This is a genomic window from Draconibacterium halophilum (genome assembly GCF_010448835.1).
Lineage (GTDB): Bacteria > Bacteroidota > Bacteroidia > Bacteroidales > Prolixibacteraceae > Draconibacterium > Draconibacterium halophilum.
In genome coordinates this window covers 3413357-3430354 of record NZ_CP048409.1, presented here as the reverse complement: position 1 = coordinate 3430354, position 16998 = coordinate 3413357, and the positions used below count along the sequence as shown (strand labels likewise).

General features: G+C 39.7%; 15 protein-coding genes and 1 pseudogene. 5 read left to right on the top strand and 11 right to left on the bottom strand.

Annotation, left to right across the window (positions count from 1 at the left end):
• Positions 1 to 173 precede the first annotated feature (173 nt).
• The 3 genes from G0Q07_RS13750 (at position 174) to G0Q07_RS13740 (ending at position 5170) form a co-directional block, all read left to right on the top strand.
• A complete protein-coding gene (locus G0Q07_RS13750) occupies positions 174 to 1421 on the top strand; it encodes a competence/damage-inducible protein A (RefSeq protein ID WP_163347035.1) in 1248 nt (415 codons plus the stop codon).
• Positions 1422 to 1545: 124 nt separating this feature from the next.
• Entirely contained in the window at positions 1546 to 4011 is a 2466-nt protein-coding gene (locus G0Q07_RS13745) for an AsmA family protein (protein WP_163347033.1), read from the top strand.
• Positions 4012 to 4366: 355 nt separating this feature from the next.
• Positions 4367 to 5170: an SDR family oxidoreductase gene (locus tag G0Q07_RS13740; RefSeq protein WP_163347031.1), complete on the top strand. Its 804-nt coding sequence runs from the start codon at positions 4367 to 4369 to the stop codon at positions 5168 to 5170.
• Between the two features lie 276 nt (positions 5171 to 5446).
• On the opposite strand, the gene rocD is transcribed toward G0Q07_RS13740, so the two are convergent.
• The 3 genes and pseudogenes from rocD to G0Q07_RS13725 all read right to left on the bottom strand — a co-directional run bounded on the left by rocD (position 5447) and on the right by G0Q07_RS13725 (position 9751).
• Entirely contained in the window at positions 5447 to 6670 is a 1224-nt protein-coding gene (gene rocD / locus G0Q07_RS13735) for an ornithine--oxo-acid transaminase (protein ID WP_163347029.1), read from the bottom strand.
• Between the two features lie 120 nt (positions 6671 to 6790).
• Positions 6791 to 8845: a BatA domain-containing protein gene (locus G0Q07_RS13730; RefSeq protein ID WP_163347027.1), complete on the bottom strand. Its 2055-nt coding sequence runs from the start codon at positions 8843 to 8845 to the stop codon at positions 6791 to 6793.
• A gap of 46 nt (positions 8846 to 8891) precedes the next feature.
• Positions 8892 to 9751: pseudogene (locus G0Q07_RS13725) on the bottom strand (isoaspartyl peptidase/L-asparaginase family protein).
• A 311-nt stretch (positions 9752 to 10062) separates the two neighbouring features.
• On the opposite strand from G0Q07_RS13725, the gene G0Q07_RS13720 reads away from it, so the two are divergent.
• Positions 10063 to 10941, top strand: coding sequence for a MerR family transcriptional regulator (locus tag G0Q07_RS13720; protein WP_163347025.1), 879 nt, complete (start codon positions 10063 to 10065; stop codon positions 10939 to 10941).
• Positions 10942 to 10964: 23 nt separating this feature from the next.
• On the opposite strand, the gene G0Q07_RS13715 is transcribed toward G0Q07_RS13720, so the two are convergent.
• Positions 10965 to 11165, bottom strand: a complete 201-nt coding sequence (locus G0Q07_RS13715; protein WP_163347023.1) for a hypothetical protein — start codon at positions 11163 to 11165, stop codon at positions 10965 to 10967.
• 132 nt (positions 11166 to 11297) lie between these two features.
• Positions 11298 to 11816 carry a hypothetical protein gene (locus G0Q07_RS13710; protein ID WP_163347021.1) on the bottom strand — a complete coding sequence of 173 codons (519 nt, stop codon included), beginning with the start codon at positions 11814 to 11816 and terminating at the stop codon, positions 11298 to 11300.
• Between the two features lie 133 nt (positions 11817 to 11949).
• Here G0Q07_RS13710 and G0Q07_RS13705 point away from each other — a divergent pair, with 133 nt between their 5' ends.
• On the top strand, positions 11950 to 12552 hold the full coding sequence (locus tag G0Q07_RS13705; protein WP_163347019.1) for a porin family protein: 603 nt from the start codon (positions 11950 to 11952) through the stop codon (positions 12550 to 12552).
• Positions 12553 to 12755: 203 nt separating this feature from the next.
• Here G0Q07_RS13705 and G0Q07_RS13700 read toward each other — a convergent pair whose 3' ends face one another.
• The 6 genes from G0Q07_RS13700 to dapB all read right to left on the bottom strand — a co-directional run bounded on the left by G0Q07_RS13700 (position 12756) and on the right by dapB (position 16947).
• Entirely contained in the window at positions 12756 to 13190 is a 435-nt protein-coding gene (locus tag G0Q07_RS13700) for a pyridoxamine 5'-phosphate oxidase family protein (RefSeq protein ID WP_163347017.1), read from the bottom strand.
• Between the two features lie 119 nt (positions 13191 to 13309).
• Positions 13310 to 13657, bottom strand: coding sequence for a transporter suffix domain-containing protein (locus tag G0Q07_RS13695; protein ID WP_163347015.1), 348 nt, complete (start codon positions 13655 to 13657; stop codon positions 13310 to 13312).
• An 84-nt stretch (positions 13658 to 13741) separates the two neighbouring features.
• Complete coding sequence (locus tag G0Q07_RS13690) at positions 13742 to 14383, bottom strand: WbqC family protein (protein ID WP_163347013.1); 642 nt, start codon at positions 14381 to 14383, stop codon at positions 13742 to 13744.
• Positions 14384 to 14385: 2 nt separating this feature from the next.
• The gene (locus G0Q07_RS13685) at positions 14386 to 14736 is read right to left on the bottom strand and encodes a LapA family protein (protein WP_163347011.1); all 351 of its coding nucleotides are present in this window, start codon (positions 14734 to 14736) and stop codon (positions 14386 to 14388) included.
• Positions 14737 to 14878: 142 nt separating this feature from the next.
• The gene (lepB, locus tag G0Q07_RS13680; protein WP_163347009.1) at positions 14879 to 16219 is read right to left on the bottom strand and encodes a signal peptidase I; all 1341 of its coding nucleotides are present in this window, start codon (positions 16217 to 16219) and stop codon (positions 14879 to 14881) included.
• A gap of 11 nt (positions 16220 to 16230) precedes the next feature.
• Complete coding sequence (gene dapB / locus G0Q07_RS13675) at positions 16231 to 16947, bottom strand: 4-hydroxy-tetrahydrodipicolinate reductase (RefSeq protein ID WP_163347001.1); 717 nt, start codon at positions 16945 to 16947, stop codon at positions 16231 to 16233.
• Positions 16948 to 16998 lie beyond the last annotated feature (51 nt).

Sequence of the window (16998 nt, the reverse complement as noted above, 5' to 3'; positions counted from 1 at the left end):
TGTTCGTACAAAAGTAATTGAAATTATATTTGGATAATTTTGTGTGCTTAAAAGTTTAAGATTGAATCTATCGCGCATTGTAAAAAGCGATTTTAAAATTAAGCACACAGTAATTGTCTCATAACATATATTGTTAATTTTGCTTTTCGGCGGTACAATTCTAAATTGAGAAAATGAAAGCAGAAATAATTACAATAGGCGATGAAATACTGATCGGACAAATTGTGGATACCAACTCGGCCTGGATGGGCGAGCAGTTTAACCTTAACGGTATTGAGATTTACCAGATCACTTCGGTTCACGACGATCACAATCATATTATGCAAGCCGTGAAAAACGCAGAAAAGAACGCGGATTTAGTGGTTATAACAGGTGGTTTGGGCCCAACAAAAGACGATATTACAAAACACACGCTTTGCGAATATTTCAATACCGAGCTTGTTTTTCATAAGCCCACTCTTGATACTATTGTGGAACGTTTTAAACATCGCGGAATCGATATGAACAAGTTGAACCGCGATCAGGCAATGTTGCCCGAAGCCTGCACTATTTTACCTAATAAAATGGGCACGGCACCGGGAATGTGGTTTGAAAAAAACGATACTATTTTTGTGTCAATGCCGGGAGTACCTTTTGAGATGAAATATTTAGTGGAGTTTGAATTGTTACCACGACTGCGCAAAACCCGACGAACAAAAGCTATTTTTCATAAAACAGTGTTAACGCAGGGAGTTCCGGAATCGGTGCTGGCCGAACGAATTGGAGACTGGGAAGATACTTTGCCAACGAATATTAAACTGGCTTACCTGCCCAATCCAATGGCGGTGCGACTGCGGCTTTCAGCAATTGGCGACGATGTTGAAGCTTTAAAACGAGATGTTGAAAGCGAAATTGAGAAACTTCAAAAAATTATTCCGGAGGCCATTTTTGGTTACGATAACGAAACCATGTCGGAGGTAATTGGCCGGCAACTGGTGCTACAAAACAAAAAACTGGCTGTTGCCGAGAGTTGTACGGGTGGTTATATATCGCATCTCGTTACTTCTGTTTCGGGGAGTTCGGCGTATTATAATGGCTCGGTTACCTCGTATTCAAACGAAATGAAAGAGCAGTTGCTGGGAGTAAGTAGAAGTAATCTGGAGAAATACGGTGCCGTTAGCGAGCAGGTAGCACGCGAAATGGCAGAAGGTATAAAACGGGTGATGAAAGCCGATTATGCCGTGGCAACCACCGGAATTGCCGGCCCTACAGGAGGAACAGAAGAGAAACCGGTAGGCTTGGTATGGATTGCCGTTTCGGGACCAGAAAAAATAGTTGTAAAAAAGTACACTTTTGTTGGCGATCAACGCGATAGAAATATCGTACGCTCGGGACAAACTGCCCTGCAACTACTGCGACGAATGGTTCTTGGTGAGTTATAAATTCGGATCTCGAACTTCCATCTTCCGACTTCGGTCTTCGAGCTTAACTCTTCCAGGTTTTTAACAACTTCTAACGTTCTTAAACGTTCTAATAATGTATTTTTAAATCAGAAAACAGAATAATATGAAACGAATTATTGTAATTATACTTATCGTAATTGCGGTGCTGTTAGGTGCATTGCTGGCAATTCCGGTATTTTTCAAGGAAAATATTTTAAATACAGCAAAAACTACCCTCAACAAACAGTTAAATGCCGAGGTTGAGCTTGCCGATCTCAAATTGTCCCTATTCAAAAATTTTCCCAAGCTTACTGTAGTACTTCAAGATGCATTGATTTTGGGTAAAGGAGAATTTGCTCAGGACACATTACTGAATGCCCCTGAAATAAGTGCAACAATGCATTTATCATCACTATTTAATGCCGATCGAAGTATTGAAGAACTCCTTCTTGAGGAACCCGTATTGAAGCTTGTTGTAGCTGAAAGTGGGAATGTTAACTGGGATATTGTGCCTTCTAAGGATGATAAGAGTGAACAGAACACAGAGAGTTCAGAAGAATTTCAACTGGATTTAGAGAAAATTAAAATCAGAAATGCAGATTTTACATACAACGACAAAGCAGGTAAAATGCTTGCCAGGCTCGATGATATTAACTTAGATATTGCGGGCAAGATGTATGGAAGTTCAACCCAGTTGCAGGTAGGAGGGAAGGTGAACGAAATTAATTACTCGATGGAAGGAACAACCTACTTGTCGAATACTTCGCTGGATTTAAGCACTTTGCTGGATGCTGATTTTGAGACAATGACTTACACAATTGCCGAGAGCGAGTTAATTATTAACCGTTTACCTTTAGAGTTAAGTGGAAACGTGCGAATTCCGAACGATACCACATTTCTTAACTTGCAGCTAAATACAAAAGCTTCTGATTTTGAAAACTTTTTGGCTTTGGTGCCCCAAAGTTACGAACCCTATTTGAAGGAGATTACAACAACCGGGTCGGCAACTATCGCGGGCAGTGTAATGGGCTATTATTTTGAAGAGGATTATCCGCTCATTAATTTGCAGGTTTTGGTAGATCAAGGCTTCCTGAAATATGCCGATATGCCCGAAGATATAAAAAACATCAGCGCCGAAATAGTGATAGAAAAGCCGCAGGGTGAACTGGATCTGATGAAGATTAATGTGAATAAAGCGCATGCCGAAATTCGTAATAACCCGGTTGATCTGACCTTGAAAATTTCAAATCCTGTTTCCGATCCATTTTTTGACGGTGCTTTTGTAGGCAAAGTAAACCTCAATCATTTAAAAGATGCCTTGCCAATGGACAGTGTAAATATCTCGGGAATTATTGATGCGAATTTGTTTGCCAATGGGCGTTATTCTGATGTTGAGGCCGAAGCTTACGACAAGATTAATTCGGATGGGGTTGTACTGTTAAACAACTTTATTTACGATTCGCCCAGCCTTACTCAGCAAGTGGTAATTCCTTCGGGGCAACTGGATTTCTCGCCGCAGAATATAACCCTTGGAAACTTTAGTATTAAGACTGGTGAAAGCGATTTTCGTTTATCAGGGAAAGTGAGTAACTACCTGAATTATATGCTTAAAGACGGTGTTTTGAAAGGGAATTTGCAGTTGAACTCAAACTTTGTGAATTTGAATGAATTGCTTCGTTTGCAGGTGATGGAAGAAGAGAACTTGGAAACGCCGGAAGCAGAAGAAGCATTGGCTTTTGATGTACCCGAAAATATTGATATCACATTTCGTTCATCGATCAACCGCGCAGTTTTAAACCGAATACCAATTACCGCAATAACAGGAGAAGTTCGGGCAGTAAATAAAAAACTTGTTCTCGACGGATTGGATATGAATATGTTGGATGGAAGAATGACTATGGATGGTTCTTACGAAAATACAACTCAAAATCAGCCACTTTTTGATTTTGGTTTTAATATCGACGGGTTCGATATTCCGGCTTTGTACCAAACGGTAGCCGGCTTTCGCAAGCTTATTCCGGGTGCAGGTAACAGCACCGGACGACTTAGTACCAGTTTGGGGCTGAAAGGAAGGCTTAATCCGCAGTTAAAACTTATTCCTGCATCCGCTAACGGACAAGGGAAATTCAGTACTAACAATGTTGAAATTAAGAACTCTCAATTATTTAACCAATTGAGTGGCATTATTCAACAGGAAAAACTGCGCGATGTTTCCATTGGCGATTTTACGGCTAATTTAACGGTTGAAGATGGCGGTATTAAACTGCGTCCGTTCACTACAAAAGTAATTGGGCAGGAAACAACCATTAGCGGAAGTTTAAACGCAGAAAGTTTGCTCGATATGCGTCTCGATTTTAATATAGAACGCGAAATGTTTGGCCCCGATATTCAGAAAATACTTGCCGTATTGCCGGGAAATGAAAAGATAACCATGTTGCCCGCCGGAGTGGTTCTTAAAGGACCGGTTGGCGATGCAAAAGTAAATCTTGATTTAAGCGCCACAAAAAAAGCGGTTACCGATGCCACAAAAGATGATCTGAAAGATTCGTTGAATAAGCTGGGAGAAGGTCTTAAAAAACTATTCAAATAAAAATTAGGGAAATCCGAAGGGAAATACAGAAATACACAATCTTTGAACCAAAAATATCTTAAAATAGTCCGCTATTCTTGCGATATTTTGAATTCCGGTGAGCGCATTCTCCGATGGCTTTGCCTCGGGGTAAGCGAACAAGAAAATAAAAAAGTCCTTAACAGAATCGGATTCCTCGTCAGCTCTGCTGCGAGGAGTTTCAATCCAAATCTTACACATTTCTGTATTTCTGAGGCTAATATTTAAAATCGAACTCAGGTTATTAGGTAAACCTCCGTTTAAAAACAGAAAAATGCGTATTTTGCCAACGCAAATTAACTGGGGCACCAGACAGCATTATCAATAGTATTATTAAATGACAGACAAAGTAGTTGTAATTACCGGAGCTTCGTCAGGAATAGGAAAAGCATTGGCCGAAAAGTATGCAGCAGAGGGTTTTAACCTTGTTTTAGCCGCGCGCAGAATCGAGCGTTTAGAGACGTTGAAAGAAAGACTGACCAATGTTGAAGTTCTGCCGGTAAAGACGGATGTCTCCAATGAAGAGGATTGCAAGCATTTGATCGATAAAGCGGTTGAGCGATTCGGGAAAATTAATATCCTTATTAATAACGCCGGAATTTCGATGCGTGCAGTACTCGAAGATGTTGACACTGAAGTTTTACGAAAAGTAATGGACGTGAACTACTGGGGCACCGTTTATTGTACTAAATATGCGCTTCCGTACTTGCTCGAACAAAAAGGTTCTGTTGTGGGTGTTATCTCAACCGGAGGCTACATCGGCTTGCCCGGACGCACCGGTTATTCTTCGTCAAAATTTGCTGTGCGTGGTTTTCTCGATACACTTAGGGTTGAAAACCTGCGTTCGGGATTACATGTTTTGGTTGCTGCTCCCGGTTTTACTGCCTCCGAGATACGCGAAACAGCACTTGTTGCTGATGGAAGCCATCAGGGTAAAACTCCACGGAATGAAAATAAAATGATGTCCGCCGAACGCTGTGCATCTATCATGTACCGTGCAATCAAAAACCGCCGGCGGAAAATGATCGTTTCTTTCTGGGATGGAAAAGCTATTGTGTTAGTGGCTAAACTCTGGGCATGGCTGGTCGATCAGGTTCTTTATGCTGTTTTTAAAAACGAGCCGGATTCTCCGCTGAAGTAGTTCTTATTTTTAGCTCTTTCAAATCATTAACGATAATAAAAAGAAAATGCAATTGCTGCTCCGGTTCTGCGATTAAACAATAAATACGCCTTTCGTGAAAACGTTTCCGAGATCGTTAATAAAAGTTGAATAGGTAAACAGCAATCCTGTTCTCCCGCTAAAAATCCAACAAACAAAGTAGGAGCTCCGAATAGTTATCGATGCTAATTACAATTCCATAATACAAAAAAATGCCGCTTAATAATTTAAGCGGCATTTTTTTGAGATTTAGTATCATTAAACTTCAAACTCTTTCAAGGTAGTTTTTATTATCGCAACTGCTTCCATCAGTTGTTCTTCGTTAATAACCAAAGGTGGCGTAAAACGAATAATATGCTTGTGTGTTGGTTTGGCTATTAAGCCGTTTTCTTTTAAGGCCAGACACACATCCCAGGCTGTTTTTCCGTTGGTTGGTTTTATGGCTACTGCATTTAACAAGCCTTTTCCGCGTACCATTTCAATTAATGGCGAATCGATTGCACGCATTTCATTCCGGAATATTTTCCCCAGTCGTTCAGCATTTTCTACCAGCTTTTCTTCCTGAATAACATCGAGAGCTGCTATGGCAACTTTACCTGCAATTGGGTTTCCACCGTATGTGCTGCCATGTTCTCCTGGTTTTATAGTCAGCATAATTTCGTCGTCGGCCAGCACGCACGACACCGGGTAAATTCCACCCGAAAGAGCTTTACCCAACACCAAAATATCGGGGCGAACATTTTCATGATCGCAAGCCAACATTTTTCCTGTGCGGGCCAAGCCGGTTTGCACTTCGTCGGCAACAAACAAAACGTTGTATTTTTTACACAGTTCGCGGGCCTTTTTCAGGTAGCCGTCTTCAGGAACGTAAACTCCTGCTTCGGCCTGAATAGGCTCAACAAGAAATCCTGCCACATTCGGGTTCTGCAACTCTTTCTCCAGGCGGTCAACATCGTTATAAGGAATACTTATGAATCCGGGAGTATAAGGGCCGTAATGACTGTAGGCATCCGGATCGCTCGACATGGAAATGATCGTTATGGTTCGCCCGTGGAAATTACCGTCGCAAACCACAATCTTGGCTTCGTTGGTTGGAATACCTTTAACTTTGTATGCCCACTTGCGAATCAGTTTTAAAGCCGTTTCATCAGCTTCGGCACCCGAGTTCATGGGTAACATTTTATCGTAGCCAAACAGTTTGGTCATGTATTCTTCCCATTCGCCCAGCACATCGTTGTAAAAAGCTCTTGATGTTAATGCGAGCGTTTGTGCCTGTTTGGTAAGTGCATCAATAATTTTTGGGTGACAGTGGCCCTGGTTTACAGCCGAATAAGCGGCTAGGAAATCGTAGTACTTTTTACCCTCTACATCCCACACAAAAATGCCATCGCCTTTTGATAGAACAACGGGTAGCGGGTGGTAATTGTGTGCGCCAAATTTATCTTCTTTGGCCATGTAGTCTGCAGAACTCAGTTTAGTCATAATCTGTTGTTTTATTTTAATGCAGAAATACGATTTTTACGCTTAAAAAGCAACGGGAGCAGTGGTGTTAAACAGCAGTGAGAAAAATCAGTTTATTTGTTCAGATTTACAGCGCCTGGCTTATTTCCAGAAACGCGCTATGCACACTTCTGTAAAAATAAAAAACAATGCCAGCAACAAACACCATTTCCATAATTGGCGACCATTCTGTATATCATCAAAAATGTCTGAGAAATTGCGATCAACTTCTTCAATAACTGTTGAATTTGCTAGTTGATTGGTTTCCAGCCGAGAGTTTAATTCGTTGCTGTCAAAATACCGCAAATCCGATTCTAAACGATTAAAATTGAACGCCATTGAGGCAATTGTATTTTCGTCGTTTTTAATCAGGTAATGACCGTCAGTGTTAATTTGTTCACCAAATTCGAGTCGTATATTTCTGCCTGTCATCGTTTGTGCCGGTATAAATTTCTCGCCCGATTCTGCATGCTCAATCTCGATAGAAGCGTTTAAATCAACTTGCAGCATTCGGGGTAAGTTGATAAAGTTGTTTTTACCAACAATAAACGACATTTCCTGTTTCGGCAAGCTATTCAGTACAATATTGTAAAGTGTTGGCACAAAAAGTACATCGCGGGCAAACGATTCGTTTTTTTGCGAAAGAGGAAAGGCAAATACCCATACTTTCCCATCCTTGTAATTGAGTTGCGAAAGTGCTTTGTCGCCATTTTGAAAGGCCAGCAAAGTGTGCTCATCGGTTTGCATGGTTTGCGCAAAGCGGTAGTGCCCATCAACCTGTGGCAGCACCGGGTTTTCTTCCCGTTTTTTGAAAACATCAGCATAAAACCTGTTCTCGTAATCGATAGCTGAAATATCCTGTTTTGTGGAGTCGATTCGAACGATGCGGTTGGCACTATACGCAGCTAACAAGCGATTGCTGGCACTATTGTCGCTCATCCATTTTGGGAAAAGCACCACCGAAGTTCCGGCACTTGCAACAGTTTCCAGCTCGTTTAACAAACCACTTGAGAAATTGTCGATGTTCAGTAAAAAAATGGTGTTGTAGTCACTCAGGCGGTTTACCTGCAGGTTTTGCCGGTTCATTTCGTCGAGCACCACATAATCGTCGTTATTAAATAAAGCACGTAAATAATTTAACCCCTCTTTCGAGTCGGAAGCATCGGTATAAAGGGCCAGTGCTTTTAATTTGGGTTCAACAAAATAGCTGATGTACCAGTTATTATCATGCGTAAACGGATAATCGGTAATTTCAATCTTTCCCAATTGCGAGCCACTGCTGGTATTGTTGTATTTCAGGTTGGCAATAATCTCGTTTTGCGCTTCAACCGTGAAATTGGTAATCGATTTAATGGAGTCGTTCAGAAACAGCTTCAAGGGCAGATTCTGGTAATTTTGGCTGGAGCTGTTTTTTATCCTGACAAACATATTTTCTTCCTGCCCCAATCGGTGAGCCGGATATTCCACCCAACACGAATCGATGTAAAGATTGGCAACTTCGTTTGGTACCAACGGAAGGTAGTAACTGAAAATTCCCGGCTCCGAAAAATTATCAATATCGGTGATGCTGCGTTGAAAATCGGAAATAAAATACAGGTTCTTATCGGCTTCGTTATCGTTAATTTCGCTGGCAAAACGGTTATAAATAATCGACAAAGGCACCAACGTAGGACTAGCCTGAATGTTTGAAACCTGTTGAATAAACTGTTCTTTATTAAAAACGTGTTGGTGTTTCGGATTCAAATCGTTGGTAAACAATCTGAATTTTGTTCCGGGCGGGTAGGCCATACAAATTTCAAGGGCTTTATTACGTGCTACTTCCAGCAATTGTCCTTGTTCCGATAGCGCATTCATCGAAAATGAATTGTCGATATAGACTGCTACCAACTGATTGCTTTGTTTTTGAGCATCGTTGTTGGTGGGAATAAACGGTTGGGCAAATGCAAAAACCAGGAATATTATAGTGAGAATTCGTGCGGCAAGGAGCAGTAATTGTTTCAGCCGCGATTTCTTTTCCGACTCTTTTTTGATGTCTTTTAAAAAGCTGACATTGCTAAAATATACGGTTTTGTAGCGCTTGAAACTAAACAAGTGTATAAGTATAGGAATGGCAACTGCCAATAGCGCAAATAAAAATGTTGGATAAAGAAAATTCATACCGGTTTATTGCTGTGTCTTACAAATTTCGGGACAACAGATTTTATTATTCGTTTTTAAAAATAGCAATTTCTTTCTCGCCACTTGATTTTATAAAACCACGGAACATTCCGCTGGTGTTAAATTCCATGGCAATATTACCATCGGCATCAACAGCAATAACGCCGCCGGTGCCTTCAAGTTCGCTCAGTTTGTCGATTTCTTTTTTACAAGCCTCGGTAACACTCAGGTTTTGGTATTCCATCATTGCCGAAATATCGCGTGCAAATCCCAACCGAATATAATATTCGCCATGCCCGTGCACGAAATGGCGCATGTTTTATTATTGGCATAGGTACCGGCACCAATTATGGGCGAATCGCCAATACGGCCATATTTTTTGTTGGTCATTCCTCCGGTGGATGTGCCTGCACATAAATTTCCGTGGGTATCGAGAACAGCGCAACCAACCGTTCCGGTATTGTCTTTTTGAGTGCGTTCGCGCTCGCGTTTTAATAAATTTTGCAACGACTGGTAACGGCGCTCCGTATAAAAATATTTGTTGGGTACGATTTCAAGACCTTGTTGTTTGGCGAATTCAGAAGCACCTTTTCCGCTCAGCATAACATGTTCCGAGTTATCCATCACTTCGCGTGCAGCATTAATAGGATTTTTTATATCCTGCACGCCGGCAACAGCTCCGGCGTTCAGTGTTTTCCCTTCCATTATTGAGGCATCTAGTTCATTTACTCCGTCGTGGGTAAAAACGGCTCCTTTGCCTGAGTTAAATAGTGGCGAGTTTTCCATAACGTTAATAACCTTTACCACAACATCGGTAGCAGTTGCTCCGTCTTTCAAAAGTTGTTCTCCTAACTGAAGTGCTTCATTTAGTTTGGCTTTGTATTCTGTCCGGGCTTCTTCGTTCATTTTGTCTTTCGACATAACGCCAGCTCCACCATGTATTACTATGGCATATTTTTGACCATAAACTGACAATAACCCTGCAACCAAAAGAAGAGTAATAAATAGTATTCGTTTAATCATTGTGTGCAATTTCTTACAAAAATGACATAAAATTTAAAATGCTGTAGTATTCGTCAACATTCTTTTAAAAATAATTTCAACAAGAAAAAAGTGTATTTTTGTTTATTATTTGTAGTTTTAACATTAAACAAAATAGGTGTTGGCAATGTTGTAATTATAGTTTTATACGCATGACAACATAATTTTCTAAAAAAATGAAGACAGAAGGATATTCAATAAAAGACTTGGAGACTTTATCGGGCATTAAGGCACATACCATACGAATATGGGAGAAAAGATACGATTTGTTAAAGCCGGAAAGAACCGACACAAATATCAGGTATTATACCGACAACGATTTAAAGCGCATGCTGAATGTTTCGTTGTTGGTAAGAAATGGTTATAAAATATCGAAAGTTGCTGGCTGGGAGGACGAAAAGATAAAAGGGACAGTAATTGATGTTGCCAAAAATAAAAAAACAGAGCAAAGCTATGTAGAGCAACTATTGCTGCATATGGTAAATTTCGACAATATTGGATTTCAAACCCTGGTAAACGAAATTATTGAGAAGTTTGGAATTGAGGAGGCGATGCAAGGCGTATTTTTTGGTTTGTTTGAGCGAATTGGAACCTATTGGCAGGTAGGATCGATATTCCCGGCGCAAGAACATTATGTGTCGAATATTATTCGCCAAAAAGTAATTGCTGCCATCGACAGTTTGGGGCTTAACAATGAAAGAGATAAAAGCATACTTTTTTATTTGCCGGATAACGAGTTGCACGAATTAAGTTTGCTGTTTTACTCGTATTTAGCTGCAAAATCGGGGTATAATGTTATTTATTTGGGGCAGTTTGTGCCCTTTGCAGATCTTGAAAAAATGAAATCGCATATACAGATTGAATACATCTTTACTGCGTTTATCAGCTCCATTAATAAAGAAGAACTGGAGCATTACCTGGCCAATTTAAAAGAAGTTTATCAGCACCAGAAAGTGTTTATTACAGGGTGGCAGGTTCGTGAGCTAGAACCCAAATTACCAAGAAATTTTAAGGCAGTTAAAGATTACAGGGAGTTTAAAAGGTTTATTGGATAGTAGTTAAGTTAACTTTTTATAAATCAATGCTTTTTATGCTGTAGTGAAAAAAGGTTAATATAAATCAGCAAGAGCAAAAGCAAAATAAAAATAGCTATTGAAGCGTATACAATTATGCTGTAAACTTTCTGGTTATCGAATGCCAGTGGGAATAATAATACTATTGTAGTTAGCAAAATTACCACGATTACAACTGCCCCAATGCTGTGCTTAAAATTCTTCATATCCTCTTGCTTTTAGTTTTTTGCAAATTATGAGAAACAAGTTTCTAAGTCAATGATACATAGTAGTATAAATCGGGCTATTTGTTGACAAAATGGTGTTAATTGTTAATATGTCATTAAAAATGGATGTTGTTATTTGGCAGGTAGTATAGAACTGTCAGCTTCCAAGGTCATTCCCGGGTAGAGGGTGAATCGTTTTACATCGGTTGTAAAAATCTCTATCATCTCATCGTCGTGGCTTTCGGGTGTATCGCTAAAATATAAATTGTAAGCAGCATGCATGGGAACCATAACTTTACAATTTAATTTTGGAGGAATGCGAATATCCATAAAATCACAATAGCCTTCGTTATCCCAAATCAGGTCGGTAAGCATATTTATATAAAGTGTATCGTTTGTAGGATTTATCAAATTCAGCTTTTTAAATTGTTGCTCAGAAGGTACATAGTCAATTTCGCATTCGAGCATTGCACCTACAAAAACAGTTCCTACTCCCGCCATTACATCAACAAAAACATTTCCACCACGAGAATTGCGTAGTTCTTTTTGTCGTTCGTAACTTGATTTGTCGTATATATACTTGGGACTTGAACAGCCTTGAAAAAGTATAACAGTAGCTAATATGAATAGAAAAGGTAAATGTTTTTTCATGGTTTGTTTGTTTTTGAAGTGGAATTAGCAATATTCATGCCTGAATTTCCGATAAAAAGGTTTGTGCATATTCATAAAATCTCCGTATACTTGAATTCTGATTTTAACGTTATTAAACAAAAACACAATAGTTATGAAACGATTTCTTTTTGCTTCTATTTTAATGTTATTTACCACAATTAGTTTTGCACAGCCTGTTTTTGATCTGGGTTTAAAAGCAGGAGTGCATTACTCAAATATGAGTCTTGACGGGGAATTTGACCTAAACTCAGATGCAATTACTAAAGTACATTGGGGGGCATTTGGCCGCGTTGGGTTTAACCGTTTTTACGTTCAGCCTGAAGTTTATTTTAGTAAAAAAGGTGGTGATCTCTCGTATGATGATCCGACCGATCTGATTTCATTAAGTGGAGGATTTGATTATAAAAATATTGATGTTCCGGTTCTTTTGGGGTATAAGTTGATAAAAAGTTCGATGGTTGATTTTCGAATTATGGCGGGGCCTGTATTCAGTTTTGTAACCGATGCCGATTATCCGGATGAGCTGGATCCGTATTTGCATGATGAATTTTTTAACGATCACTTATTCGGTGTGCAATATGGGCTGGGAGTTGATGTATTGTTCCTTACTCTTGATGCCAGGATGGAGCATGTTAGTAACATATACGACGACCCGAATTTGATAAACGGGAATTCAACTTCGTTTATGCTCACGCTTGGTTTTAAAGTATTGTGAGCGAAAATAGTAGCATAAAAAAGGCTTCAGAATTACCTGAAGCCTTTTTTATTGGAGTAAATTGAATGTTTTTGCAACTGCTATATTTTTAATTGAAACGTGCTTAATTGGAGTTGACCGCTACTTTTTCATAACAATCACTTTTGCGGTGTGGCGCAAGTCTATTTTATCACTGAACGGTACACAAGACAATTACTAAAGCTTCAGAAAACCTTGTGTTCCAGGTTCGCTTCATTCATAACATCGCTCAAGCTCCAAAAGTGCACATCGCCTGTAGAAACTTTAAAAATTTCGCTAATTGGTTCCAGATCTCTTCCGGCAATGTCGTCAAGGTAGAGGCGTTTTTTATGCAAGCGTTGTAACATTTTCGGGTCGTCGACGAATTCAACGGTGCCGGTTAAGCGCATTTGTTTTGCTTGTGCCTGATTGTGTGGATTGTTATAAAAACATACTTCAACTTTTGGATTGTGGTGAAGTTGCTTCGACATGTCTTTTGGAGAGAGCGTACCGAAATAGAAACCCGTTTTATCGGCAAAAAATAAGCGAACGGTTCTTACCCGTGGCTGATCGCCGTCGCAGGTGGCCAAATAGCAAACCGGATTTGCTGAGGCAAACGAAATGTAATCATTTATATCCATGGCTAAAGATTTTTGGTGCAACATATAAGTTACAAAAAATCAGTAAAAAAAGCAAGGCAGAATGAAGCGAGGGTGAAGTGAGAATGAAAGAAGTTTTATCGTGTTAACGCCTTATTCGACTAACCGTTTTGCTCTTTCTTTTTAAACCAATTTGCCGGGTTTAACTGCTTTTTGTATTTGGTGAACAGTTCTTTTCCTACCAGCAAACCTCCAGCCCAAAACACAACTTCCATTACTATAAAACTTGTGGTTGATGCGACTACTTTGGTTTTTGTAGGCAAATCAAAAAAAGGAATAATCAGTGTGGCGGCAAAAAATACCCCGGAGAAGATCATTAAGAAAATCCCGATTTTTATCTGACTGTTTTTACGTTTCATCCGTTTAAAATTTTCAAGATTTGTAATATTTACTTTAAAATTTGAGAACGGATGTAAGCGCTCCGCTCTCACATAAACTTTTTTAATCATCCTTTTCGTGTAGTTATGATTAAATAAGTTCATGTTCGTTTCATAAAACTCAAAACAGTAAATAGCACGTATTGTTTCCTGTAATTAGTTATCCTGCAAACTTTGCAAAAGGATAGTGAAAGCATTTGGCCCTTCGTTAAAAAGCAGATCAAGAATGCTCAGATTAGGCGTAAAACCATATCTCTCTGAAAATACCTGAGTGTAGGTTTGTGGTTGAAATTGATGGTCGGGATTGTGTTTTCGTTTTGGTGATATTCCGTCGCGCAGATTAAATGTTTTTTCCGGTACTTTTTCAAAATCGGAAGTTAACCGGATTTTATTTTCTATATCGAAAAAGTCGCAGAGTTGTTCGTGTATTTGCAGATTGTGATCGAGCAGGTATTTGGTTTTACGTTCAAAAAACGGGTAAAGTTCATCCTGGTAGTACTCGAAATAGGGCGACGAATTGTAGGCTGAAACGATGGTTTGCCAGTGATTGCGCTGCCAGTTTTCGTCGTACGATATTTGCAGGTCTTTTATTAAAATTTTTGGACCGCGGCCTTTTACCACCGGAATAACAAGCGAAATTGGTCCATTCCCTCCCAGTAGTTGACAACGATTGCGGTAGGTTTGTTTGCTAAAGTTCTCGTATTGTTCAATATAAACCTCGTTGTGGTGTAAGTAGCGGGTGTAAAAATGTACCGGTGCAAAATAGGCAGTACTCAGTAAAAGTGCGTTGTTATTCATTATTAGTCTTTGAAAAAGCTGTCGTCGGCATCGTCTTCATCATCCAGCTCAATCCCTTCCGGATCGGTTACTTCTTCCGACTTTTGCGGTTCGTGCATTTGTTGTAATTCCTTTAATTCCGAATTGAATTTTACCATCTGCTTATAGTCACGTTTTATTTTCCATAAGCGCGGATAAAAGTAAAATGCCGCAATTAGATACCCCAAAAAAATACAGCTAAGTAGCACAAGCACCAAGGGGGCATCCTTTATTTCCCAAAAGAATATGTTCAGCGTTATGTCCATGGCATTTTGCAACGTGAAAATTACCAGAAGGACTGCCAGAATCAGAAGTATTACAACGATTAATTGCATAATTAATGGTTTTCAAGTATCAACCCCGAAATTATAAAAAAAGGATAACAGTTTAACTATTATCCTTTTAACGAATGTTTTTTAATAAGATTGTGAGTGTTGTGTACAAACAAGAGTGTACAACAAAACGTACATATCAAATTTATTTTACCGTAGTAAACAGTCGGTTAAACCTTATGTTTGCCGGGAAACTTTTGTCTTTATCCAGCGAAAGCCAGATAAATTTGGCTTTGCCAACCACATGGTCTTCCGGAACAAAACCCCAGTAGCGCGAATCGGCAGAGTTGTGCCTGTTGTCGCCCATCATCCAGTAATAATCCATTTTAAAGGTGTAGGATGTGGCCACCTCTCCATTAATTTTAATCTGATCTCCGTTTACTTCCAGATCATTGTCCTCGTAAATATCAATAATGCGGCGGTAAAGCGGAAGATTGTCTACGGTAAGATCAATGGTTTCGTCTTTTGCCGGAATTGTTAGCGGACCAAAATTGTCAACGTTCCATGGGTAGCGGCTGTCGTTTGGGAAAATACCAGGTTCCCTGTCTCCAGGTTCATCCAACATTTTTTCAACCGATTCAACATTGGCAAGTTCTCCGATCTTATCAGCGGCATCCTGAGTGAGCGGCATTAAATACTGCTGGCTCGAATAGGTATTCCGGTCGTCTTCGGCAATGTGTAACCTGTCGAGTGTTTTTGGGTTGATGGCAGTACCATTAGTTTCAACCAGGTAGTTGTATTGAACACCTTCGTATTTTTTCTGAGCCTCGTTATTTACATACAGCTGCCCCATTTTAATTTCAATTTTATCGCCCGGAATACCTACACTTCGTTTAATGTAATTCTCGCGTTTATCAACCGGTCGCGTAATGATTTCTCCAAAGTTTCTTTTATCGCTCCAAACTCTGTTTCTTCCATACGATCTAATCAATTGGTAGTAACTTTGCGTTGGTACTCCCAGCGCTACGGTGTCGCCTTCCGGAAAATGAAAAACTACTACATCGTTGTTTTTTACTTCCGTAAATCCTGCCAGTCGTTTGTAAGGCTGCTGAATGGCTTCAGAGTATGATTTTCCACCAATTACGGGCATGGTGTTGTGCACAAACGGAAACGACAGCGGCGTGTTTGGTGTTTTAGGTCCGTAGGCCGTTTTACTTACAAAAAGATAATCGCCAACCAACATAGATTTTTCCATTGATGAGGTGGGGATCGTGTATGCCTCAATAAAAAACATACGAATGAAAGTAGCCGCTATTACCGCAAAAATAATAGCGTCGACCCATTCAACAACTTTGGTTTGTTTCCCGTTGGGAGGGTTTTTCTTTTTCCAAAATGCCCAATGTACTTTTTCTGTAATATAAATATCGAAGATTATTACCAGCCCCAGAAACCACAAGTAGCTTCCAAGCCAGATTACCCAAAGGGCATAAAGTGTTCCTACAGTGATGAATTTAAACCACTTATTTGTTAGGATCGAACGTGTCATTAATTCTTATTTTATAATTTTAGTAAATCTTTCATTGTCAGTATGCCTTTGTTGTCGAGGCAATATTCGGCAGCAAGTACGGCGCCGGATGCAAATCCTGTACGACTTTTTGCACTGTGCGTGATTTCAATAAAGTCGATTTCCGATTCGTATTTTACGGTATGAATACCCGGTACTTGTCCAACGCGCTCTGATTTAATGTTCATTTCATTAGCAGCAGGAGTTTTATCATTAACCCAGGCATTTTTTGCCGGAAGGTTTTCAAAGATATCTTCTGCTAAGCTGATTGCTGTTCCGCTAGGTGCATCCAGCTTTTTCGTATGATGAACTTCTGTCATTTCAACACCGTATTCGGCACGTGGCGCCATCAATTCTGCCAGTTTTTTATTCAGCTCGAAAAACAGGTTTACACCTACCGAGAAGTTACTTCCATAAAAAAATGTACCGTCGGTTTCAGCACATTTATTATACACCTCTTCTTTTTTATCGAGCCAGCCGGTGGTTCCGCTAACAACAGGAACACCCGCCTCAAAACACAACTTATAGTTATTTACTGCTGATGCAGGAATAGTAAATTCAATGGCAACATCACATTTTTTGAGATTATCGACGGTAAGATCGTGTTGATTGTCGAGATCGATGGTGAGGCCAATTTCGTGACCGCGCGACACCGCGATTTTCTCGATTTCCTGTCCCATTCTCCCGTAGCCAATTAGTGCAATTCTCATTATTTTGCTGATTATCTGTTTTAGAATAAGCCACAAATATATAACAATAAC